General features: G+C 67.0%; 23 protein-coding genes. 15 read left to right on the top strand and 8 right to left on the bottom strand.

What is annotated here, in order from left to right; genetic code table 11:
* Window positions 1–80 precede the first annotated feature (80 nt).
* The 8 genes from ACH0CP_RS07150 to ACH0CP_RS07115 all read right to left on the bottom strand — a co-directional run bounded on the left by ACH0CP_RS07150 (window position 81) and on the right by ACH0CP_RS07115 (window position 6,280).
* The gene (locus ACH0CP_RS07150; protein ID WP_294442335.1) at window positions 81–827 is read right to left on the bottom strand and encodes a sigma-70 family RNA polymerase sigma factor; all 747 of its coding nucleotides are present in this window, start codon (window positions 825–827) and stop codon (window positions 81–83) included.
* Window positions 824–2,923 carry a flagellar biosynthesis protein FlhA gene (gene flhA, locus ACH0CP_RS07145; protein ID WP_294442336.1) on the bottom strand — a complete coding sequence of 700 codons (2,100 nt, stop codon included), beginning with the start codon at window positions 2,921–2,923 and terminating at the stop codon, window positions 824–826. The genes ACH0CP_RS07150 and flhA overlap by 4 nt, the downstream gene beginning before the upstream one ends.
* A 5-nt stretch (window positions 2,924–2,928) precedes the next feature.
* Complete coding sequence (locus ACH0CP_RS07140) at window positions 2,929–3,798, bottom strand: lytic transglycosylase domain-containing protein (protein WP_294442337.1); 870 nt, start codon at window positions 3,796–3,798, stop codon at window positions 2,929–2,931.
* A 152-nt stretch (window positions 3,799–3,950) separates the two neighbouring features.
* Complete coding sequence (locus ACH0CP_RS07135) at window positions 3,951–4,259, bottom strand: hypothetical protein (RefSeq protein WP_046407784.1); 309 nt, start codon at window positions 4,257–4,259, stop codon at window positions 3,951–3,953.
* Entirely contained in the window at window positions 4,246–4,521 is a 276-nt protein-coding gene (gene flgM, locus ACH0CP_RS07130) for a flagellar biosynthesis anti-sigma factor FlgM (RefSeq protein ID WP_294442338.1), read from the bottom strand. Before flgM ends, ACH0CP_RS07135 begins: the two co-directional genes overlap by 14 nt.
* Before the next feature lie 69 nt (window positions 4,522–4,590).
* A complete protein-coding gene (locus ACH0CP_RS07125; protein WP_294442339.1) occupies window positions 4,591–5,103 on the bottom strand; it encodes a flagella basal body P-ring formation protein FlgA in 513 nt (170 codons plus the stop codon).
* On the bottom strand, window positions 5,100–5,618 hold the full coding sequence (locus ACH0CP_RS07120; protein ID WP_294442340.1) for a flagellar motor protein MotB: 519 nt from the start codon (window positions 5,616–5,618) through the stop codon (window positions 5,100–5,102). Before ACH0CP_RS07120 ends, ACH0CP_RS07125 begins: the two co-directional genes overlap by 4 nt.
* The gene (locus tag ACH0CP_RS07115) at window positions 5,615–6,280 is read right to left on the bottom strand and encodes a motility protein A (RefSeq protein ID WP_294442341.1); all 666 of its coding nucleotides are present in this window, start codon (window positions 6,278–6,280) and stop codon (window positions 5,615–5,617) included. Before ACH0CP_RS07115 ends, ACH0CP_RS07120 begins: the two co-directional genes overlap by 4 nt.
* A 228-nt stretch (window positions 6,281–6,508) precedes the next feature.
* Between ACH0CP_RS07115 and ACH0CP_RS07110 the strand changes: the two genes are divergently transcribed.
* The 15 genes from ACH0CP_RS07110 (at window position 6,509) to ACH0CP_RS07040 (ending at window position 20,523) form a co-directional block, all read left to right on the top strand.
* Window positions 6,509–6,847 carry a flagellar basal body protein gene (locus ACH0CP_RS07110; RefSeq protein WP_046407777.1) on the top strand — a complete coding sequence of 113 codons (339 nt, stop codon included), beginning with the start codon at window positions 6,509–6,511 and terminating at the stop codon, window positions 6,845–6,847.
* 3 nt (window positions 6,848–6,850) lie between these two features.
* Window positions 6,851–7,261, top strand: a complete 411-nt coding sequence (flgC, locus tag ACH0CP_RS07105) for a flagellar basal body rod protein FlgC (protein ID WP_046407775.1) — start codon at window positions 6,851–6,853, stop codon at window positions 7,259–7,261.
* Window positions 7,262–7,264: 3 nt separating this feature from the next.
* Window positions 7,265–7,942: a flagellar hook assembly protein FlgD gene (locus tag ACH0CP_RS07100; protein ID WP_406875468.1), complete on the top strand. Its 678-nt coding sequence runs from the start codon at window positions 7,265–7,267 to the stop codon at window positions 7,940–7,942.
* A 40-nt stretch (window positions 7,943–7,982) separates the two neighbouring features.
* Entirely contained in the window at window positions 7,983–9,227 is a 1,245-nt protein-coding gene (locus ACH0CP_RS07095) for a flagellar hook protein FlgE (protein WP_294442343.1), read from the top strand.
* 71 nt (window positions 9,228–9,298) lie between these two features.
* Entirely contained in the window at window positions 9,299–10,051 is a 753-nt protein-coding gene (locus ACH0CP_RS07090; RefSeq protein WP_294442344.1) for a flagellar basal body rod protein FlgF, read from the top strand.
* A 30-nt stretch (window positions 10,052–10,081) separates the two neighbouring features.
* Entirely contained in the window at window positions 10,082–10,870 is a 789-nt protein-coding gene (gene flgG, locus ACH0CP_RS07085) for a flagellar basal-body rod protein FlgG (protein WP_294442345.1), read from the top strand.
* Window positions 10,871–10,883: 13 nt separating this feature from the next.
* Entirely contained in the window at window positions 10,884–11,570 is a 687-nt protein-coding gene (locus tag ACH0CP_RS07080) for a flagellar basal body L-ring protein FlgH (protein WP_294442346.1), read from the top strand.
* 57 nt (window positions 11,571–11,627) lie between these two features.
* The gene (locus tag ACH0CP_RS07075; RefSeq protein WP_294442363.1) at window positions 11,628–12,734 is read left to right on the top strand and encodes a flagellar basal body P-ring protein FlgI; all 1,107 of its coding nucleotides are present in this window, start codon (window positions 11,628–11,630) and stop codon (window positions 12,732–12,734) included.
* Complete coding sequence (locus ACH0CP_RS07070) at window positions 12,731–13,126, top strand: rod-binding protein (protein WP_294442347.1); 396 nt, start codon at window positions 12,731–12,733, stop codon at window positions 13,124–13,126. Before ACH0CP_RS07075 ends, ACH0CP_RS07070 begins: the two co-directional genes overlap by 4 nt.
* Before the next feature lie 14 nt (window positions 13,127–13,140).
* Window positions 13,141–14,478, top strand: coding sequence for a flagellar hook-associated protein FlgK (gene flgK / locus ACH0CP_RS07065; RefSeq protein WP_294442348.1), 1,338 nt, complete (start codon window positions 13,141–13,143; stop codon window positions 14,476–14,478).
* Complete coding sequence (locus ACH0CP_RS07060) at window positions 14,478–15,371, top strand: flagellin (protein ID WP_294442349.1); 894 nt, start codon at window positions 14,478–14,480, stop codon at window positions 15,369–15,371. Before flgK ends, ACH0CP_RS07060 begins: the two co-directional genes overlap by 1 nt.
* 100 nt (window positions 15,372–15,471) lie before the next feature.
* Window positions 15,472–16,335, top strand: coding sequence for a flagellar motor stator protein MotA (gene motA / locus ACH0CP_RS07055; protein WP_294442350.1), 864 nt, complete (start codon window positions 15,472–15,474; stop codon window positions 16,333–16,335).
* A gap of 3 nt (window positions 16,336–16,338) precedes the next feature.
* The gene (locus tag ACH0CP_RS07050) at window positions 16,339–17,244 is read left to right on the top strand and encodes a flagellar motor protein MotB (protein ID WP_294442351.1); all 906 of its coding nucleotides are present in this window, start codon (window positions 16,339–16,341) and stop codon (window positions 17,242–17,244) included.
* Between the two features lie 256 nt (window positions 17,245–17,500).
* Entirely contained in the window at window positions 17,501–18,799 is a 1,299-nt protein-coding gene (locus ACH0CP_RS07045) for a TolC family protein (protein ID WP_294442352.1), read from the top strand.
* Entirely contained in the window at window positions 18,796–20,523 is a 1,728-nt protein-coding gene (locus ACH0CP_RS07040; RefSeq protein ID WP_294442353.1) for a type I secretion system permease/ATPase, read from the top strand. The genes ACH0CP_RS07045 and ACH0CP_RS07040 overlap by 4 nt, the downstream gene beginning before the upstream one ends.
* Window positions 20,524–20,526 lie beyond the last annotated feature (3 nt).

The raw sequence follows: 20,526 nt of genomic DNA, 5'->3' as shown, positions 1-20,526 counted from the left end.
GCACAGCGGCCCGGCCGCGTTCCGTCGATTTGAGTTGATCTCAATCAATATCTTGCGAACGCAAGCTCACGGATTGCCGGTCAGACGCGCAGCATCGCCTTCTTCAAGCGGGCGTGCGCACTCGCCTTGATCTGGCACACCCGCGCCGCGCCGACCCCCAGCACTTCGCCGATTTCCTCGAGGTTCAGTTCCTCCACGTGATACAGTTGGATTACCATCTGCTCGCGCTCGGGCAGCGAAGTGATGGCGGTGATCAGTCGAGCGCGCATCTCCCCCTCCGCCAGCTGGTCAAACGCGCTCGGCTCGTCGCTCGCGAACCAGGGCTGGTCGTCGGCATAGACTTCATCGATCGAATCGAACTTCGCCGCTTCCGCGGTGACATAATCCGCACGCAGCTTCTCTATCGACACGCCGAGCCGCGCCGCACTTTCCGCGTCCGACGGCGCGCGTCCCAGTTCGCCGGTCAGCGCCTGCACCGCACGGTTATAGTCGCGCCGCCGCTTGATCGCACCGCGCGTCATCGCGGCATGGCGGCGAAGCTCGTCGATCATCGCGCCGCGCAGCCGGGTGGTGAGATATTGCTTGAACGTCACCTGCCCGCGATCCTCGAACGATCCCGCAGCCTCGACCAGCGCGACCAGGCCGGTCTGGACCAGATCCTCCACCTCAATCGCAGTCGAAACGCTGCCATGAACGTGCCACGCCAGCCGGCGGACCAGCGGCAGGTGCTCGCGCACCAGGGCGCCTTCGTCGCGCGCGCGCTGCCGCGGCGAATAGGTCAGCGGCATCGCCTCGGCGAAGGCTGCTGCCATCGGCATCGCGCTCATGCCGCCACCGCCATCTGCGGCTGGCCCGCACCGATTGCAGGATGCGTGTCATTCGCGCCGATCACGGCGACGACCTCGACGGCCTTGTCCTCGGGGACTTCGAAGAAGCTCATGACGGGGGTATCCGGCAGACAGGTTTTGACCAACTTGCGGATCGCGACGCGGATCGCGGGCTGAACGACGAGCGCGAAGGGCTTGGCCTCGGCGATCATCGGCTGGGCGGCGCGCTGCAGCGCATCGACAATGCGGCGGCCGAGCTCGGGCTCGACGACATGGCGGCGCGACGGGTCGGACCGCATCGCCTGGCCAAGCAGGCCCTCGAGGCCGCCCTCCAGCGTCATCACGCGCAGCGGCTCGCGCACGCCGCACAATTTCTGGATGATCAGCGGGCCCAGTTCCGGGCGGATCAGCTCGACGATCTCCTCGGCATCCTGCGTGCGCTGCGCCACGACTGCGACGGCAGAGGCGATACGGCGGAATTCCTTCAGCGTGATGCCTTCGTTCAGCAGCGCCTTCAGCACGCTGGTCAGCGTGGTGAGCGACAGCGGCTGCGGCACCATCGAGGCGACGAGCTGCGGGTTGCGCTCCTTCAGCCCGTCGAGCAGCGCCTGAACCTCGTCCGCGCCCAGCAGATCGGCGGCATTGGCGCCAAGCGCATGGTTGAGGTGCGTGGCGATCACGGTGCCGCTATCGACCACCAGGTAACCCGCGCCGGTCGCGGCATCGGCATCACCCGGCGCGATCCACGTCGCGTCGAGGCCAAAGGTGGGGTCCTTCGCCTTCTTGCCCTGCAACTCGCCGAAGCCGGTGCCGGTGTCGAGCGCCAGCATCTCGTCCGGCGACACCTGATCCTCGCCGACGACCACGCCGCCCACGAGGAGGCGATAGGTGTAGGGAGCGAGGTTGATGTCGTCGCGCACCTTCACCTGCGGCACGACGAAGCCGAGTTCCTTCGACAGCTGCCGGCGCACGCCAGTGATCCGGCCCATCAGCGGCGCGCCCTTGCGCTCATCGACCAGCGGCACGAGGCCATAGCCAATGTCGAGATTGACCATCATGCCGTCGGTCACTTCCTCCCAGCCGATGCGCGACTGGTCGACCGGCTCGGGCGCGGCGACTTCCTCGATGGGCGCCGGGCGCTGCGCGATCTTGTGCAGCTTCCACGCGGTGAAGCCGGCGATCGCGGCGGCGGGCAGCAGAATGAGGTGCGGCATGCCCGGCATGACGCCCAACAGGCCAAGGATGCCGGCCACCGGCGTCCAGGTGCGCGGGCTACCGAATTGGCTGCCGATCTGGCCGGCAAGATCCTTCTCGCTCGACACGCGGGTCACGATCGCGGCGGCAGCGATCGACAGCATCAGCGCCGGCAGCTGCGCGACCAGCGCGTCGCCGATCGCGAGCAGCGTATAGGTCTTGGCCGCTTCGGCGATCGACAGCCCGTGACTGACCGGGCCCAGGATCAGCCCGCCGATGATGTTCGCCGCAAGGATCAGGATTGCGGCGATCGCATCGCCCTTCACAAACTTCGACGAACCATCCATCGAGCCGTAGAAATCCGCCTCCGTGGACACCTCGATACGGCGCTTCTTGGCTTCGTCGGGCGTCATCAGTCCGGCGTTGAGATCGGCGTCGATCGCCATCTGCTTGCCGGGCAACGCGTCGAGCGTGAAGCGCGCCGACACTTCGGACACGCGGCCCGCGCCCTTCGTCACCACGATCAGGTTGATGATCATCAGGATCGCGAAGACGAAGATGCCGACGATATAGTCGCCGCCGATCAGGAAGCTTCCGAACGCCTCGATCACATGGCCGGCCGCCGCCTCGCCTTCATGCCCATGCACCAGCACGACGCGCGTCGAGGCCACATTGAGGCCGAGGCGAAACAGCGTCGCGAACAGCAGCACGGTCGGGAAGGACGAGAAGTCGAGTGGCTTCTGCGCGTTCAGCGCGACCATCAGCACGGCCAAGCTGATTGCGATATTGGCGACAAAAAAGATGTCGAGCAGGAAGGCCGGGATCGGCACAACCATCACGAGCACCAGCAGCAGGATCGCGGCGGGCAGCGCCACCTGGCGCGAATTGGCGAGCAGCTTCACTTAGGTCAGCCCCCCATGCTCGCGAGCATCATGTACGCCAGCCGGGCATTATCGGGCGACGGGCGCAGCAGATTGGCGGCCTGCGCCGATGCCTGATTGGCGGTACGGCCCATGGCGGCATTGGCCCAGGTCATGGCGTCGGACGCGGACTGGTTGGCACCGGTGATCACCGTCGCGCCCTCCATGTCGAGCATCTGGGCGGCAAATTGCAGACGCGGCAACGAATTGCCGGCATTGCCGGTGCTGCCGGCAGGCCCTGCCCCGTCGCCGAGCTTCGCGCCGAACCGCTCGTACACGTCGGACAGCGAGCGGGCGGAGCCGTCGCGGTTGAAGAATACGTTGCGGTTCGCGCCGGCCGCGGCGGGGAACATGCTCGCCGCGTTGCGATCGGGCGATACCTGCATTGCCTTCAGGAACTGCTTGGCCCCGCCCAGCCCCAGGAAATGCGCCATGTAGAGATCAGTGCCGGTCGCCTCGCGGCCAAGGCTCGCCTCCAGCGCATCCTTGTTGTCGGACGCATGTTCGGCCGCCATCAGCGACGCGGCTTCGGGGTTGTTGCGCAGGTCGAGGATCGCGCGGCGCAGGCCGGGATCGCTCACCGTCAGGCGTCCGGCGCCATTGCGCTGGATGCCGTCCGCGGCCCAGCCCATGCCATGCTCCGCGCCATGGTTCTTCACCACGGCCAGCCAGCTCTGCTCGATGAACTGATACAGGCCGCTCGCCGACGAGGTGCGCGCACGCGCCGATGCGTTGAAGCCGCTTTCCACCTTCGCCTGGCCAAGCAGGTAATCGAAATCGATCCCGGTCTTGGCAGCGGCGCGCTGGATCGCGGTCTGCACCCGCCCAGCGGCGGCATTGAGAGCGTTGACGGTCATCGGTGCTGAAACATTCCCTGTTCGCAGGAACGATCAGCAAGGAGTGTGCCAGAAGGCGTGTGCGTCAGCGAGGGATCAGGGGCACGCCAGGTCGAACGGCAAACAGGTGCTGCGCGGCCCGAACGCCGCCCGCACCACAGAACGATGACAGATCAGGCGTAGGCCGGTGCCCGACGATAGGAATTGCTGTCCTCACCGGTGAGGAGCTGCAGGCGACGGCGCACATTGGCCGCCATCAGGTTCACGTAAATCCGGCAGGTGTCGTTGAGCCGGTTGGCCTCGTCGGCCAGGTCGCGAAGCTCCGGCCCCGCGGGCCCCTCGCCCAGACCCCGCAGCGTCTCGATCGCGGTCAGCTTTGCCGAGGTCGCCTTTTCCAGCTCGGCGACATTGTTCGCCTTCAGCGCGGCGATCTCGCCGTGCAGCGTGTCGATCACGCGGATAAGGGCATCACGCCTTGTCATTCGACATCCATTCGTAGCGGGCGGCGATCAGCGCGTCGGCGATGGTGGAGGGGGAAAGCGGAAACGTGCCTTTGGCAATCGCTTCCTTGATCTTGGCGACGCGCTCCACATCGACCGGCGCGCTGGCCGACAGCTGCGCCGCCACGGTCGGCGTCGGCGCGGCCTGCGGCTGTTTCGTCACGCCGGCGGCGGCCGCCGGCGTCGTAACGCGCGACACGCCGGCGATGCGGTCGCGCGGTCTCGTCCCGATCGGTTCGACCATAAAAATCCCCGTTGCACCTCGATCCCACCGGCATAAACGGCCGGCGGCGAGGCACCTTTAGGAATTTTTTCACTCCACCCATCCGGGCAGGGTCGCGCGACCAGCGGCAACGGCCACTGCCTGCACCGGCATCTTGCCGCCATCGATTCGCACCATCAGGCGCTGGCCCTCTGCCGCGTCGGCCATGGCGATGCCCTCGCGCGTGATCGAAAAGCCGTCGGATCCCGCCTCGATCACCAAAGGATCGCCGCGCTTGATGACCTTTTCCGCCATCGCGGCCGGCGCCGCGGCGGCGCCCCCCGGCCGGGTCACTACCGTCGCGCCGGCGGGCATGCGGATCGGCACGAACAGCCGCCATTCCGGCGCGGCGCACGACACCACCACGGCATCATGCGCATCGGTGCGCCAGGACAGCGCCACGGTGGAACATTGCTTCAGCCGCAGCCGCGGGTCGATCGCGGCACGCGGGCCGCCATCCTCGCCGATCGACTTGCCGGCAAAGGCGGCGACCGCCTTGTCGAGTGCGGTCGTATCCTGATGGGCGGTGGCAGGCGCAGCGAGCGCCAGGACGAGCGCGATCACATGGATTCTCCGGTAAGGGACAAGGTAACGACGACCTGCCGGCGCGATGGCCGGTCGGCGGTCAGGATGATGATGCGGCCATTCGCCACCGGGGCAAGCGAGGACGCGACGGCGCGCGCGCGATCGGCGGCAAGCACCGCAGCACTGCCGGTCGCGCGATCGACATCGGCGGGTGACCCGTCGACCGCGCCCGTGATGCGCAGCGTCACACGCGGGTCGCGCGCCGCTTCTTCAGCCCAGGCGACAAGGCTGCCCGGCGCGGCCGGCAGGCGCGCAGAGCCGGGTGCGAAGTTGAACATGCCGGCGGCCGCCAGCGGCAATGGATCCGGCCTTGGCGCCGCGGCCGGCTCGCCAAAGGCCGCCCGCACCCCCTGCATCAGCGCGGCGCGGTCAAGATTCTGATTGGCGTGGAGCAGCACGAAGAAGCCGACCAGCAGCAGCGCGAGGTCCGCCAGCGTGATCAGCCACAATGGCCGATGCGCCGCCGCAACGGGAAAGTCGTCGGCTGTCGTCATGCCGCCTCGCTCCGCCGCGCGGGCGAGAAGCTGACCGGCTGCGGCTCCTCGCGCGCGGCCAGCGCGACGAGCGGCGCCTCCAGCCGCTGGCGCTCGAACCCCTCGATCCGCGCCGCCGTCCGCAGCCGCGTGGCAATCGGCAGCGCGACGAGATTGCCCAGCAACGCGCCATAGAGCGTCGCCAGCAGCGCCACCGCCATCGCCCCACCGATCGCTTGCGGATCGGTCATCTGCACGAACATCGCGACCAGCCCGACCAACGTTCCGACCATCCCCATCGACGGCGCGGCTTCCGCCATGCCGGCCCAGATGTCGGCAACCGACACGTGACGCTCGATCCGCGCGCGACGCAGATAGTGCAGCCGTGCGGCGACCTGCGCCGGGCCGTGCCCGTCAACGATATCGGCGATCGCCGCCGCAACATCGGGGTCGGCAATGACCGATCGGTCCAGCGCGAGGACCCCGTGCCGCTTCGCGATCCGGCTGAACGCTCCGATCTGCTCGATCAGCGGATCGGCGCTGAACGGGCGACGCGGCAAAGCGCGCAGCGCGACGATCGCGCCGCCCACATCGCGCAGCGGGCTGCGCAGGATGGCCGACGCCACCGTGCCGCCGCCCACGATGGCAAGCGCTGTTGGATCGAGGAAGGCACCAAAGTTCATCCCCGCGCCTACGCAAGCGCCGGGCCAGTTCCGTCGCCCACGGGCCAAGTCCTTGTTGATACGGCAATCGCGCCGGCTCACCGCCGCCACCCGGCAACCTTGCCGGCCGCCCGGCAACATCTTGCCGCCCGCGCCTTGCTGGCGGGTGGCGCTCTGCCGGCAAGGCGAAGTGGCACACACCTTGCTGGGACACTGCGCGCACAGGCACGTGCAGGAGATTTCAGGCCAATGGCCAACGGCAGTCTTTTCGGGGTTCATGGCGCGGCGCTCGAGGTGCGGGCGCAGCGCATGAACGTGCTCGCCTCCAACATCGCCAACGCCTCCACGCCGAACTTCAAGGCGAAGGACATCGATTTCACCAAGGCGCTCGCCTCGGTGGAGCGGCAGGGCGGCGTCGAGCAGGCGACACTGTACCGCACGCCCGACTCGCCCTCGATGGACGGCAACACGGTCGAGCTCAGCAAGGAGCAGACCGCCTTCGCCGAGAACGCCGTCCAGTATCAGACCACGCTGTCGTTCCTGAACGGTCGCATCAACCAGCTCACCCGCGCGCTGAAGGGAGAATAACCCATGGCGAACCAGCCTCTATCGATCTTCCAGGTCGCTGGCCGCGCAATGTCCGCGCAGCTCGTGCGGATGAACACGACCGCCTCGAACCTCGCCAATGCCGGCGCGGTGACCGGCTCGTCGGAAACCGCCTATCGCAGCATGAAGCCGGTGTTCCGGACACAGTTCGATCAGGCGAGCGGCATGGCTACCGTCAACGTGGAACGCGTCGTCACCGCCGGTGAGGACCCGATCAAGATCCGCGATCCCAACAACCCGATGGCTGATGCCGACGGCTTTGTTTACCAGTCGGCGGTCGATGAAACGCGCGAGCTGGTCGACATGATGGAGACCGCGCGCAGCTACCAGAACAACGTCGAGGTGATGAACACCGCCAAGTCGTTGATCGTCGACACGCTGAAGCTGGGGCGCTGATAGATGGCGACCTCCTTTGACGCCACGATCGGCAATTTGGGCATCGGCACCGCGAACGCGGCGGCCAAGAATGCGGCCGCAAAGTCCCCGACGATGGGCCAGGCCGATTTCCTGAAGCTGATGACCGCGCAGATGAAGAACCAGGATCCCTTCGATCCGGTCGACAATACGCAGATGGTTGCGCAGATGGCGCAATTCTCCTCGCTCGCCGGCATCACGGAGATGGGCTCCACGCTGAAGGCGATCGCCGACAAGCTGGGCGCCACCAGCATGCAGGACGCGGTCAGCTATGTCGGCCGCACCGTGCTGACGCCGGGCAATGTCGCCTACGGCCGCGCCTCGGGGGGTATCGCCGGCGGGATCGAGCTTGGCGCCGATGCCAGCAACGTCACCGTCGCGATCTCCGATGCCAACGGCCAGCTGCTGCACAGCGCCGATCTCGGCGCGCAGAAGGCGGGCACCGTCAGCTACGACTGGGACGGCAAGACCGCGGCCGGCGCGGATGCCGGCCCGGGCCCCTTCACCGTCAGCATCAGCGCCAATGACGGCAGCGGCTCGGTCGCCGCCAACAGCCTCGTCTGGGCGCCCGTCACCTCCGTTTCGACCACCAGCGGCGCTGCCGTCCTCACCTTGCCGGGGATCGGTGAGGTTCCCGCCACCGCCGTTCGCCAGATCGGCTGACCTCTCCCCTCACCTATCCCACGTTCCAGGAGCTTCCCTCATGTCCTTCTACACTTCGCTTTCCGGCCTCCAGGCTGCGCAGACCGACATGTCGACCATCTCGCACAACCTCGCCAACGTCTCGACCAACGGCTTCAAGAAGAGCCGCAGCGAATTCACCGACATCATGGCATCGAACTTCACCAGCGATCCGCGCCGCCTGACCGGCTCGGGCGCCGCGCTGGCGCAGAACAAGCAGATGTTCGGCGCGGGCAGCCTGGTGACGACCGGCTCGTCGCTCGACCTCGCGATCGCCGGTGACGGCTTCTTCCCGGTCAAGACGACCGCGCCCGGCGGCACCACCATCGCCTACACCCGCAACGGCAGCTTCGGCGTCGATCCCAACCGCTTCATCACCGATGCGCAGGGCAGCCGCCTGCAGGCCTATGCGGTCGAGACGGACGGCACCGTGCCCGGCGCCGGCACGCTGATCGACGTGCGCGTTCCCGACAGCAGCGGCCCGGCGATCGCGACCAGCAAGCTGTCGCTGAAGGCCAATCTGAACGCCGGCGCCGCCGCGTCGGACGTCGAGTTCAACCGTACCAATCCGGCCAGCTACGGCAGCGCGACCACCACCACCATCTATGACGCGGCCGGCAATCCGCAGACGCTGACCAACTATTTCGTGCGCAAGGCACCGGCCGATGCGACCAGCACCGCGAGCGAATGGACCGTCCACAGCTTCGTCGGCGACGTCGAACTGAACGAGGGCGGCACCGACATCGCCTTTGATTCGAGCGGCAATCTGCTGGGCAGCGGCACCTTCTCGCTCGCCTTCCCCGACGCTGGCGACGCGACCCGCGCGCCGATCAGCTTCGACCTGACCGGCACCACCGCCGGAAAGCAGCCGTTCAGCGTCGCTTCGCGCGCGCAGAACGGCGCCGCGCCCGGCGAATTCGCCGGCATCACCGTCGACAACAGCGGCATCATCACCGCCAGCTATTCCAACGGCGACGCGGTGAAGCTGGGCAAGGTCGCACTGGCGAACTTCGTCAACCCGACGGGCCTGCGCCAGACCGGCGGGCAATATTGGAGCGCGAGCGGTCTTTCCGGCACGGCAACGATGGGCGCCGCGAACGAGAACGGCTTCGGCAAGCTGATGTCGGGCACGATCGAGGGATCGAACGTCGACATTACCGAGGAGCTGGTCGAGCTGATCGCTGCGCAACGCAACTTCCAGGCGAACGCCAAGGCGCTCGATACCTCCAGCCAGATCTCGCAGACGATCTTCAACATCCGCGCGTGATTCTGGCCTGACTCTTGCTGTGTTCCGTTTGCGCTTCGGCGTGGACGGAACACCTTTGGATCGATCGAACCATGGACAAGCTGGTCTATACGGCGGCGACGGGCCTCAAGGCGCACATGGCGGCGCAGGCCGCCATCGCCAACAACATGGCAAATGCCTCCACGACCGGCTTTCGTGCCGATCGCGTGGTGTTCGACCGGATCGAACTGAAGGGCGGCGGCGCACGCTTCGATGCGCGCGCGCCGGCCGCGCAGGAAGTCACCGATGCCGACCGCAGCGTCGGCGCGATGATCCAGACGAGTCGCAATCTCGACGTGGCGCTGACCGATGCCGACACCTGGCTGACGGTACAGGCGCCCGACGGCACCGAAGCCTATACGCGCCGCGGCGACTTGACCGTCACCGCATCGGGCACGTTGCAGACGGGCGACGGTTACCTGGTGATGGGGTCGGGGGGCCCCATCACCATTCCGCCGTACAATTCGCTCTCGATCGGCTCCGACGGCTCGATCTCGATCGTGCCGCAGGGCGGCGACGCCACCGACGTCACCGTGATCGACAAGCTGAAGCTGGTGTCGGACCGCGGCTCGTCGACGGTGAAGGGCCTCGACAATCTGATGCACGTGCGCGGCGGCGGCGTGCTGCCCGAGAACATGGACGCCAAGATCGCGTCCGGCACGCTCGAACAAAGTAACGTCAACATGACCCAAGTGCTCGTCGACATGATCGAGAACCAGCGCAGCTACGAGGTCCAGGCGAACCTGCTGAAGGAAGCCAAGACCATGGACGAAGGCGCCGCCTCCGTCATGCGGATGCCCGGCTAAGCCCCGCGCGCGATTAGAAGGAATTAGACCATGACCACCGCCGCCATGCACATCGCGCGCACCGGGCTCGACGCCCAGGATACGCGCATGCGGGTGATCTCGAACAACCTCGCGAACGTGAATACCACCGGGTACAAGCGTGATCGCGCCGCGTTCGAGACGCTGAGCTATCAGGTGATCACCGCGCCCGGCGCGCAGTCGACGCAGGAAACGAAGTACGCGACCGGCCTGAACCTGGGCACGGGCGTTCGCGTACAAAGCACGGCGCGGATTGACACGCAGGGCTCGCTCGCCACCACCGGCAACAGCCTCGACATGGCGCTGGACGGCGACGGCTATTTCCAGGTGCAATTGCCCGGCGGGCAGCTCGGCTACACCCGCGCCGGCAATTTCTCGCGCTCGCCCGAAGGCCTGCTGGTCACCTCCGAGGGGTATCAGGTGATGCCGGGCATCAACGTGCCCGAGAATGCCACCGCGATCACCATCGGCATGGACGGCACGGTGTCAGCGACGATCCCCGGCCAAGCGGAATCATCCAACCTCGGTCAGATCCAGGTCGCCAGCTTCCCCAACACCGCCGGGCTCCAGTCGATCGGCGACAATTACCTCGTCGAAACCGCCGCGTCGGGCACCGCCAACATGGGCGTTCCCGGTGAGGACGGCCGCGGCAAGGTCCGCCAGGGCATGCTGGAGGCGTCCAACGTCAACGTCGTCGAGGAACTCGTCGACATGATCGAGACGCAGCGCGCCTATGAGGTCAATTCCAAGATGATCTCGGCCACCGACGAAATGCTCAAATACGTCAATCAGAACATCTGAGGACTGACCGGCCATGACGTCCCGCACGCTCCCGCTCGCCGCCGCGCTGTGCAGCGCCGCGCTCCTCGCCGCGCCCGCGCACGCTGGCCTGTTCGGCAAGAAGGCGCCGGCGGAGGATTTCACCGCCGTCCATCCCCTCCCCGTCGCCTCGGCGCCGGCGCCGGCGACCGGCGCGATTTTCCAGGCGGCGGACGGCTATGCCGCACTCCACGAGGGCTGGCGCGCGCGCCGCGTCGGCGACCCGCTGACGATCGTCCTGGTGGAACGCACCGCAGCGTCCAAGTCGTCGACGTCGAAGCTCGACTCCGGCGGCGGCTTCGGCATCACCCCGCCGACCACCGGCCCGCTCAACCTGTTCAACACCAGCGACGCCAGCGTCAGCGGCAATCGCAACTTCAACGGTACCGGCACCGCCGGCCAGGCCAATTCGCTGTCGGGCGAAATCTCGGTCACCGTGGCGCAGGTCTATCCCAACGGCACCATGCTGGTGCAGGGGCAGAAGCGCGTGACGCTGAACCGCGGCGACGAATTCATCCAGATCAAGGGGCTGGTGCGCACCGCCGACGTCGACCGCGACAATCGCGTGGCGTCGACGCGCGTCGCCGATGCCCAGATCGCCTATACCGGCAAAGGCGATGTCGCACGCGCCGGGCGGCAGGGCTGGCTCAGCCGGTTCTTCCAGGTCGTCAGCCCGTTCTGACCGCCGCCATTTAGCGCCGAATTAACCACGCCTGCCCCAGAAGCGAGCATCATGACCATGTTCCGCACCCTTCTCGCCCTCCCTGCGCTGCTGATCGCGGCGCTGTGCGTTGCGGCGCCCGCCTCGGCCGACCGGATCAAGGATCTCGGCGGGTTCCAGGGCATCCGGTCGAACCAGCTCACCGGCTATGGCGTGGTCGTCGGCCTGCCCGGCACGGGCGACGACAATCTCGAATATACCGTGCAATCGATGAAGGCGGTCGCCTCGCGCTTCGGCCTGCAACTGCCGCCCAATGCGAATCAGGGGCTGAAGAACGCCGCGGTCGTGATGATCACGGCCGAGCTTCCCGCCTTTGCGAAGCCCGGCCAGCGGATCGACATCACCGTCTCCTCGATGGGCAAGGCGAAAAGCTTGCGCGGCGGCAGCCTGATCATGGCGCCGCTGCTCGGTGCCGATGGCCAGATCTACGCCATGGCGCAGGGCAACCTCGCCGTCGGCGGGCTCGGCGCGGAGGGCAAGGACGGGTCGCAGATCGTCGTCAACACGCCCTCGACCGGCCGCATCCCCGAAGGCGCCACGGTGGAGCGCGCGGTTGCGACCGGCTTTGCCGATTCGCCCAACCTCACCTTCAATCTCCAGCGCGCGGATTTCACCACCGCGCAGAATGTCGCCGCGGCGATCAACCAGCGTCTCGGCTTCGGCGTGGCGCAGGCGGTCGACGCCGTGTCGGTCGCGGTGCGCGCACCGGTCGGTGCCGACGTGCGCGCGACGCTGATGTCGACGATTGAGAACCTCGACGTCGTCTCGGCAGAGCCGCCCGCCAAGGTCATCGTCAACGCCCGCTCCGGCACGGTCGTCATCAATTCCGCGGTGCGCGTCGGCCCCGCCGCCGTGACGCACGGCAAGCTGACGGTGCGGATCGACGAGAATCAGCGCATCAGCCAGCCCGCGCCGTTCAGCCAGGGCCAGACCGCGCGGGAGCAGAAATCGGGTGTTGCGGTGGATGAGGAGCATCGCCCGATGTTCCTCCTCGCCCCCGGCCCCAAGCTCGCCGACATCGTCAAGGCCGTGAACGCGATCGGCGCTTCGCCGGCAGACCTCGTCGCCATCCTCGAGGCGCTGAAAGAAGCCGGCGCACTCAAGGCCGAGTTGATCGTCCTGTGAGCGGGCCGACGCAGATTGCCGCCGCCCCGATCGGCCGCATTTCCGGAACCACCGGCATCGACTCGGGCCTGAAGCGTGAGGCTTCCAGCGAAAACCTGAAGGCCGCCGGGGAGCAGTTCGAGGCGGTGTTCACCGGCATGATGCTGAAATCGATGCGCGCGGCAAAGCTTGCCGAGCCATTGTTCGACAGCCAGGCGATCGACACCTTCCGCGACATGCAGGACCAGAAAATGGTGCAGCAGATGGCGCAGCACACGCCGCTCGGCATCGGCAAGGCGATGGCCGAATTCCTGTCGCGTGGCCTTTCCGCCACAAGCGCCGAAAATCAGAACGTCGGCCAAAAAGATGCGGAACCAACGCCTGCGCCTCAACCCCGCCTTAACTACGACTGATCCACAAGGCCCGCGTGAGCGACCTTCTTTCCATCGGCGCATCGGGCGTCCGCGCGAATCAGACCGCCCTTGGCGTGGTGTCGGAGAACATCGCCAATGCCGGGGTCACGGGCTATTCGCGCCGGACGATCACGACGACGGAGATCAGCAGCGCGTCGGGCACGACGGGCCGCGCGACCGGCCACGGCGTCTTCGTCACTGGCGTCACCCGCGCCGCTGACCAGTTCAAGGCCGCCGCCGTGCGCACCGCCGGTGCCGACCTCGCGCGCACCCAGGCTGGCGGCGTGTGGATGGACCGGATCCAGTCCTCGTTGACCGGCGCCGGGCTTGAAGGGCGGCTCACCGCCTTCTTCAACGCCGCAAAGGGCGTTGCCGCCGACCCCACTGCCACCGCGCCGCGCGCGGTGATGCTGGAACAGGCGAATGCCGTCGCCGCCTCCTTCACCGCCACCGGCGTAGCGCTCGCCAATGCCATGGCGGAGCTCGATGCGACCGCCGACGGCGCGGTCGCTGATCTCAACAGCCTGTCGGCCGCGCTCGCCAAGGTGAATGACGGGCTGAGCCGCGTCACGCCCAACACCAACGCCGCCGTGAATCTCGCCGACCAGCGCGACGCCCTCCTCGAAGAGATGAGCGGCCTGGTCGACATCACCGCCAGCTATGACGCGGCCGGCCGCGCCACCGTGCGCGCCGGCGGCGGTACCGGCACGACGCTCGTCAGTGGGAACCAGGTCGCGACCGTCAGCTACGCGCGCAATGCGCAAGGCGCGGTCGCCTTTGCCGTCACCAACGGCGACACCGTATCAGTGGTGTCGCCTCAGGGCGGCGCGCTGGGCGGGATCGTTGATGGTGCGCAGCGCATCGCGGGCGCGCGGATCGAGCTCGCCGAACTCGCCACCCAATTCGTCGATGGCGTCAATGCGGTGCAGGCGGGCGGTCGCACGCTCGACAATGGCGCCGGTGCGCCGATGTTCGCTGTCGGCGCCTCTCCCACCGATATCACCATGACGATGACCGACCCGCGCGAGATCGCCGCGGCGGCACCGGATGAGGGGACCCGCGGCAACGGCAATCTCGCCGCGCTCGAAACGCTGCGCGACAATGCGCGCTTCGAAGGCACGATCGGCAACATGGTCGCGACCAACGCCGCCGCGATTCAGGCACGCGGCGTCGTCGCCGATGCGCAAAGCGCGATCCATGACGGCGCGATCGCCGCGCGCGACACGATCTCGGGCGTCGATCTCGATCGCGAGGCGGTCGACCTCTTGCGCTTCCAGCAAGCCTATCAGGCGTCGAGCCGCGTCATCTCGATCGCCCGCGACACGTTCCAGACGTTGCTGGATATCCGCTGATGAGCGTCAATCTCTCCACCAACCTGTTCTACAACCGCTCGACCGCATCGATGCAGAAATTGCAGGCGGATTTCGACCGGCTCAACGAACAGGTCGCGACCGGCAAGAAGCTGCTCGCTCCGTCGGACGACAGCGTGGGCTATCAGCGGCTGCAGGTGATCAACCGCGCCAACGCCGATGGCACGCAGGACGCCGCCAATGTGAAGCTCGCCCAGGCGACGCTGCAGCAGGCCGGCACCAACCTCTCCTCGATGACCGAGCGGCTGCAGCGTGCGTCCGAACTGGTGATCCAGGCTCGCAACGGCACCAACTCCCCCGCCGCCAAGCAAGTGATCGCGACCGAGCTCGACAGCATCATGGAATCGATCGTCGCGCTGGCGAACGGCAAGGATGCCCGTGGTCTGCCGCTGTTCGGCGGCAAGGACGACGGTACGGCCGTCGCGACGGGTGCCGCCGGCGCGCTGACCTTTGCCGATGGCGAGGCGGCGGCGATCCCGATCGGCGACGGCCAGAGTGTCGAGGTGACCGTCAACGCCCGCGAATTCCTGGCGGTGAAGGACGGCGACGACCTCGGCACCGCCATGGCCGCGATCATCGCCGCGCTGCGCGCCGACGAACCGATCCCCGACAGCGCGGTCGATACGCTTGGCACGATCGGTGATCAGGTCACGGCGATGCAGACGTCGCTCGGCGCACGTGAGGTGCGCGTCGACCTGCAGCTCGCCCAGCTCAAGACCAGCGCCGACGACCGCGAACTCGCCCGCGCCGAGATCGAGGATGCCGACCCGACCGAGACGATCGTCCAGCTGCAAAAGACCATGACGATCCTGCAAGCGACGCAGGCGAGCTTCTCCAAGCTCTCCAGCCTGTCGGTGTTCGACTATCTGCGCTGAGGCCGGCCGCCCGCCTCCGCGGGAGGCACTTTTTGCGGTAAAGAAATCGCCCGGCCGGTCGTTTTACAGATAGCACCTTATGTAGCGTCCGGGGATAAAGATGTTCGCCGCCATCGGCCTTGTTGTTCTTATCGCCATGGTCTTCGGCGGCTTTGCCTTCACGGGCGGATCGCTGGGCCCGGTGCTCCACGCCCTGCCGCACGAGATGCTGATCATCGGCGGCGCCGCTGCCGGCGCGCTGATCATCGGCAATTCGGGCAAGGAGCTGAAGGCAGTCGGCGGCGGCCTCGCCAAGGTGTTCAAGGGCCCGAAGTACAAGAAGCAGGATTATCTCGACGTCATCTTCCTCGTGTCGAAGCTGATGAAGATGCTGCGCATGGAAGGCCCGATCGCGCTGGAGCCGCATGTCGAGGATCCCAAATCCTCCGCGATCTTCGCCGAATATCCCCGCCTGCTGGCCGATCACACGCTGGTCAATCTGGTGTCCGACACGCTGCGCCTGGTGGTCGTCTCCTCCGGCACGCTCGACGTGCACGCGGTCGAGGAAGTGATGGATAACGCCATCAAGACCCACCATCACGAGGTGGAGGGGCCGCACACCACGCTGACCTCGCTCGCCGATGCGCTCCCCGCGCTCGGCATCGTCGCCGCCGTGCTGGGCGTGGTGAAGACGATGGGCTCGATCGATCAGCCGCCAACCGTGCTCGGCGGCATGATTGGCTCCGCGCTCGTCGGCACGTTCCTTGGCGTGCTGCTCGCTTATGGCATCGTCAGCCCGCTCGCCTCGCGGCTGAAGCAGGTGATCGATGCCGATGCGGCGATCTATCACGTGGTGAAGCAGATCATCATCGCCTCGCTCCACGGCCATCCGCAGCCGCTGGTGATTGAGGCCGCGCGCTCGGGCATCGCCCACACCAACCAGCCCGGCTTTGCCGAGGTGTTCGACGGCCTGCGGGGCAAGTAAGCCATGGCCGCGCGCGCACCCCATGGCAGCAACCAGCCGCCCAAGATCATCGTCAAGAAGGTCTATGTCGAAGGGCATGGCGGCCATCACGGCGGCGCCTGGAAGGTCGCTTATGCCGATTTCGTCACCGCGATGATGGCGTTCTTTCTCCTGATGTGGCTGCTCGGCGCCACTACGGAGAAACAGCGCAAGGGCATCGCCGACTATTTCGCGCCGACGGTCATCAACACCCGCTCCCTCGGCGTGGGCGGCACCGGACTGCTTGGCGGCGAATCGGCGACCTCACAGCAACAGACCGGCCCATACGAGGGTAATTCACGTATGCCCACGATCGTCTCGCGCGCCGATGGTGCCGGCGGGCCTGACATGGGAACCGGCAAGAAGGGATCACTGCGCAGTCCGACGTCAGTTGCTGCGGAGGACAAGCGCAACTTCGCCAAGCTCAAGCAGCAGGTCGAACAGCAGCTGAAGGAGCGAAAATCGCTCGCCGCGCTCGCCAAGCACATCCGCTTCACGATGACGCCCGCCGGCATGCGCATCGATCTGGTCGACGACGCCAATTACTCGATGTTCGCGCTCGGCACGACGACGCTCGAAAGTGATGCCTCAGCGCTGATCGGCATGGTGGCCGAAGGGATCCGCGCCACGCAGAATCCGATCATGATCCGCGGCCATACGGACAGCCTTCCCTATGGCGATCCGCGCGCGATGAACAATTGGATGCTGGCCACCGGCCGCGCCGAGGCGACTAGGCGGCGGCTGGCGCTTGGCGGCATTCCGGAAAGCCGCTTCCATCGCATCGAAGGTGTCGCGGATCGTGAACCGATGATTGCCGCCGATCCCGGCGATCCACGTAATCGGCGTGTCGCTATTACCCTTCTCTATAGAACCGGTGTGTTCGGCCAGTAACGTAACCATCCCGGATGCATATCTTCTCGTAACACGGGCGGGGGGCTGCCACGGCGCGGAATAGAGCATTTGCTTGTCCGCGGGGGGCGCCGTGTTTTTGTTCCCGGTTGTTGGGTGCAGAGGTGTGTTGTGCGCCGCTACCACAGGGTTCGCGGTGGCGGGGCTTGCTGTGCCCGTCGCCGCACAGACTGCCGCTCGATCTTTCAATAACGCGCCGCGCGCGACCCCGCTGCTGCCCGCGCACAGCGGGGATCCGATGCGGATCCGCGCCACCGATGATCCGCTGATCGCGCTCCTGCGCACCACCGCGCCGACTGCACTGATGCAGCAGATCGTCGCGGAGACGATCGCCCGTGCCCCGGAGGCGACTGAGGCGGAGGCGACCCGCGACGAGGCCGGCGCCGCCCTCGGTGAAGCCAAGGCGGCACGTCGCCCGACGGTCGATCTCACCATCACCAGCTATAAGGTGCTGTCGCGCAACTTCGGCAACAACATCGAGAACGTGATCGAGGAGGCGCGCCCCGGCCACCGCACCGATCAGTTGCTCAATGTCGATCAGCTACTGCTCGACGGGGGCAGCACCAACGCCCGGATCGGCGCCGCCCGCGATCGGCTGCGCGCAGCGGAGACGGACATTCTCGGCGCGCAGGACCGCATCGCGCTGCAGACGCTCGCCTCCTGGTACGACGTCTTCACCTATCGTTCGCTTGTCGCCCTCTCCACCGCCTTTGCCGCCAGCCAGCGTGAGCTGCGCGTGATGGTGCAGGAGAGGATCCGGCGCGGAGTCTCGGCAGAGGCGGATATCGCGCGGGTCGACAGCTATATCGCTTCGGCCGACGCGCGGCTTGCCCGCTTCCGACGGATCGAGGCGCAGGCGACCGCGCGCTTCCAGTCGCTCACCGGCACGCCGCCCCCGCTCGGGCTGGCCCGCGCGCCGTTCGTCGGCCAGGCTGCCGTCAGCAAGGATCTTGCTGTCGCACAGGCGGTGGACGTGCCGGCGGTGCGCTCAGCCCGCTCGCTGGCGGAGGCGTCACGCAACGATGCCAGGGCGGCGCGTGCCGATCGTCTGCCCACTCTCTCCGCCGGCCTCGATACCGGCCGCTACGGCATCTACGAAACGCCGCGCGATTATGACGTGCGCGCCCGCCTCACGTTGCGCCAACGTTTGTGGGGCGGTGTCGAGGAACGTGCGCAACAGGCGCAGGCCCGCGCCCGCGCAACCGAGGCACGCGCCGATCGGGTCTCGATCGAGGCCGCGCGTGACGCTGAAATCGCCTGGTCCGATGTTCAGGCGCTCGAAGAGCAGCGCACCGCGCTGGAGGCGACCTATATCGCCAGCCGCCGCTCCCGCGATTCCATCGCCGAGCGCTTCCGCGTCGCGTCGGGCACCCTGTTCGACGTGATTGGCGCGGAGGACAGCTATTTCGAGACGGCCGTCGGCTATCTCCAGGCCGTCACCGAGCTCGACGCCTCCCGCTACGTTCTGCTTTCCAAGACCGGGCAGTTGCTCCCGACACTTGGCATCACCGATCCAGTCCAAGGACGCCAGCCATGAGCGATTTCACGCTCGTTCCCGAACCGAAGAAGCGCTTTGCCGCCTGGCTGCTCGAGCCGATGCTTGAAAACCGGCAGACCTATTTCAAGGTCGCCGCCGCCGCAGTGCTGATCAACATCTTCGGCCTCGTCACGTCGCTGTTCTCGATGGTCGTCTACGATCGCGTCATCCCGAACAACGCCATGTCCAGCCTGGTCGCGCTGTCGATCGGCTTCGGCATCGTCATCATCTTCGATTTTCTCCTGAAGATGCTGCGTTCCTATTTCGTCGACGTAGCCGGGGCGGACATTGATTACGAGGTGGGCAAACGGGTCTTCGCGAAGCTGCTGGCGATCCGGCTCGATCACAAACAGGGCTCCACCGGCGCGCTCGCCGGCATGATGCGCGAGCTGGAGGCGCTGCGCGATTTCTTCGCCTCGGCCACCATGTCCGCGCTGGTCGATCTGCCGTTCCTGCTCCTCACCGTGATCGTCATCTGGATCATCGGCGGCAAGCTGGTGATCGTCCTCCTCGTCATCATTCCACTCGTCCTTCTCACCGCCTGGGCCACCAACCCGGCACTTGAGCGGCTCACCGCGCAGACGATGCGCGAAGGGCTGTCGAAGCAGGCGGTGCTGGTCGAGACGATCGGCGGGCTGGAGACGGTGAAGGCATCGGGCGCCGGGCCGATGCTGTCGCGCCGCTGGCTCACCGCCGTTCGGCAGCAATCCGAATCCTCGCTGCGCCAGCGGCTCATCTCCGCCATTGCGATTACGGTCGCGGGGTCGGCCAGCACGGTCAGCTATGCCGCGGTGGTAATCGTCGGCGTGAACCTCATCGCCGCGCGCGAACTCACCTCGGGTGGCCTCATCGCCTGCTCGTTGCTGTCGGGCCGCGCCATTGCGCCGCTCACCACCATCTCGCAGCTGCTCGGCCGCCTCTCTGCCACGCGCACAGCCTATCGCCAGATCAATGCGATGATGGAGCAACCGAGCGAGGGGCCAGCGGGCGAGCCGCTCAAGCTCGCGCGGATTGCCGGCCGAATCGAGTTCCGCAACGTGTCCTTCCGCTATCCCGGCGCGTCGGAGCCGGCGCTGCAGGGGATCTCCTTTACGATCCAGCCGGGCGAGCGCGTCGCGCTGCTCGGCCGGGTGGGTTCGGGCAAGTCGACGATCACCCGGCTGATCCTCGGCCTCTATCCGCCCGCCGACGGGCTGGTGATGATCGACGGCACGGACCTGCGCCAGATCGATCCTGCTACGCTCCGCGCTCAGATGGGGGTCGCCATGCAGGACAGCGTTCTGATGACGGGCTCCGTGCGCGAGAACATCAGCCTCGGCCGCTCCGGGGTCGACGATGCGGAGGTGCTGCGCGCCGCCGAGCTTTCCGGCACGCACCAGTTCATGGGGCAGCTCGCCAACGGCTATGATCTGAAACTGGCCGATCGCGGTGAGGGCCTGTCGGGCGGTCAGCGGCAGTCGATCGCCATTGCCCGTGCGCTAGCCGGGCGCCCGTCGATGCTGGTATTCGACGAGCCCTCCGCCAGCATGGACGCGCAAACCGAACAGGCGCTGATCGACCGTTTGCAAGGCGAGGTGCAGGGCCGAACGATGGTGCTCGTCACGCATCGCCAGCCGCTGCTTCAGCTCGTCCAGCGAGTCATCGTCATGGATCGCGGCAAGATCGTCATGGATGGTCCGCGCGATCAGGTGATGCAGCAGCTTACCCGACCCAAGGTGGCCTGAGCC

The organism is Sphingomonas sp. 179-I 2A4 NHS (assembly GCF_045369135.1).
Lineage (GTDB): Bacteria > Pseudomonadota > Alphaproteobacteria > Sphingomonadales > Sphingomonadaceae > Sphingomonas.
The sequence above is the reverse complement of the archived record's forward strand: the minus strand, read 5'-3'. Positions and strand labels throughout refer to the sequence as shown.

Coding starts and splice junctions, on each gene's coding strand:
- ACH0CP_RS07140 (WP_294442337.1), bottom strand. CDS start 3,798: ATGACCGTCAACGCTCTCAATGCCGCCGCTGGGCGGGTGCAGACCGCG.
- ACH0CP_RS07100 (WP_406875468.1), top strand. CDS start 7,265: ATGGCGACCTCCTTTGACGCCACGATCGGCAATTTGGGCATCGGCACC.
- flgC (WP_046407775.1), top strand. CDS start 6,851: ATGGCGAACCAGCCTCTATCGATCTTCCAGGTCGCTGGCCGCGCAATG.
- ACH0CP_RS07050 (WP_294442351.1), top strand. CDS start 16,339: ATGGCCGCGCGCGCACCCCATGGCAGCAACCAGCCGCCCAAGATCATC.
- flgM (WP_294442338.1), bottom strand. CDS start 4,521: ATGGTCGAACCGATCGGGACGAGACCGCGCGACCGCATCGCCGGCGTG.
- ACH0CP_RS07075 (WP_294442363.1), top strand. CDS start 11,628: ATGTTCCGCACCCTTCTCGCCCTCCCTGCGCTGCTGATCGCGGCGCTG.
- ACH0CP_RS07110 (WP_046407777.1), top strand. CDS start 6,509: ATGGCCAACGGCAGTCTTTTCGGGGTTCATGGCGCGGCGCTCGAGGTG.
- ACH0CP_RS07045 (WP_294442352.1), top strand. CDS start 17,501: ATGCGGATCCGCGCCACCGATGATCCGCTGATCGCGCTCCTGCGCACC.
- ACH0CP_RS07060 (WP_294442349.1), top strand. CDS start 14,478: ATGAGCGTCAATCTCTCCACCAACCTGTTCTACAACCGCTCGACCGCA.
- ACH0CP_RS07040 (WP_294442353.1), top strand. CDS start 18,796: ATGAGCGATTTCACGCTCGTTCCCGAACCGAAGAAGCGCTTTGCCGCC.
- ACH0CP_RS07090 (WP_294442344.1), top strand. CDS start 9,299: ATGGACAAGCTGGTCTATACGGCGGCGACGGGCCTCAAGGCGCACATG.
- ACH0CP_RS07095 (WP_294442343.1), top strand. CDS start 7,983: ATGTCCTTCTACACTTCGCTTTCCGGCCTCCAGGCTGCGCAGACCGAC.
- ACH0CP_RS07135 (WP_046407784.1), bottom strand. CDS start 4,259: ATGACAAGGCGTGATGCCCTTATCCGCGTGATCGACACGCTGCACGGC.
- ACH0CP_RS07150 (WP_294442335.1), bottom strand. CDS start 827: ATGAGCGCGATGCCGATGGCAGCAGCCTTCGCCGAGGCGATGCCGCTG.
- ACH0CP_RS07120 (WP_294442340.1), bottom strand. CDS start 5,618: ATGACGACAGCCGACGACTTTCCCGTTGCGGCGGCGCATCGGCCATTG.
- ACH0CP_RS07115 (WP_294442341.1), bottom strand. CDS start 6,280: ATGAACTTTGGTGCCTTCCTCGATCCAACAGCGCTTGCCATCGTGGGC.
- ACH0CP_RS07080 (WP_294442346.1), top strand. CDS start 10,884: ATGACGTCCCGCACGCTCCCGCTCGCCGCCGCGCTGTGCAGCGCCGCG.
- motA (WP_294442350.1), top strand. CDS start 15,472: ATGTTCGCCGCCATCGGCCTTGTTGTTCTTATCGCCATGGTCTTCGGC.
- flgG (WP_294442345.1), top strand. CDS start 10,082: ATGACCACCGCCGCCATGCACATCGCGCGCACCGGGCTCGACGCCCAG.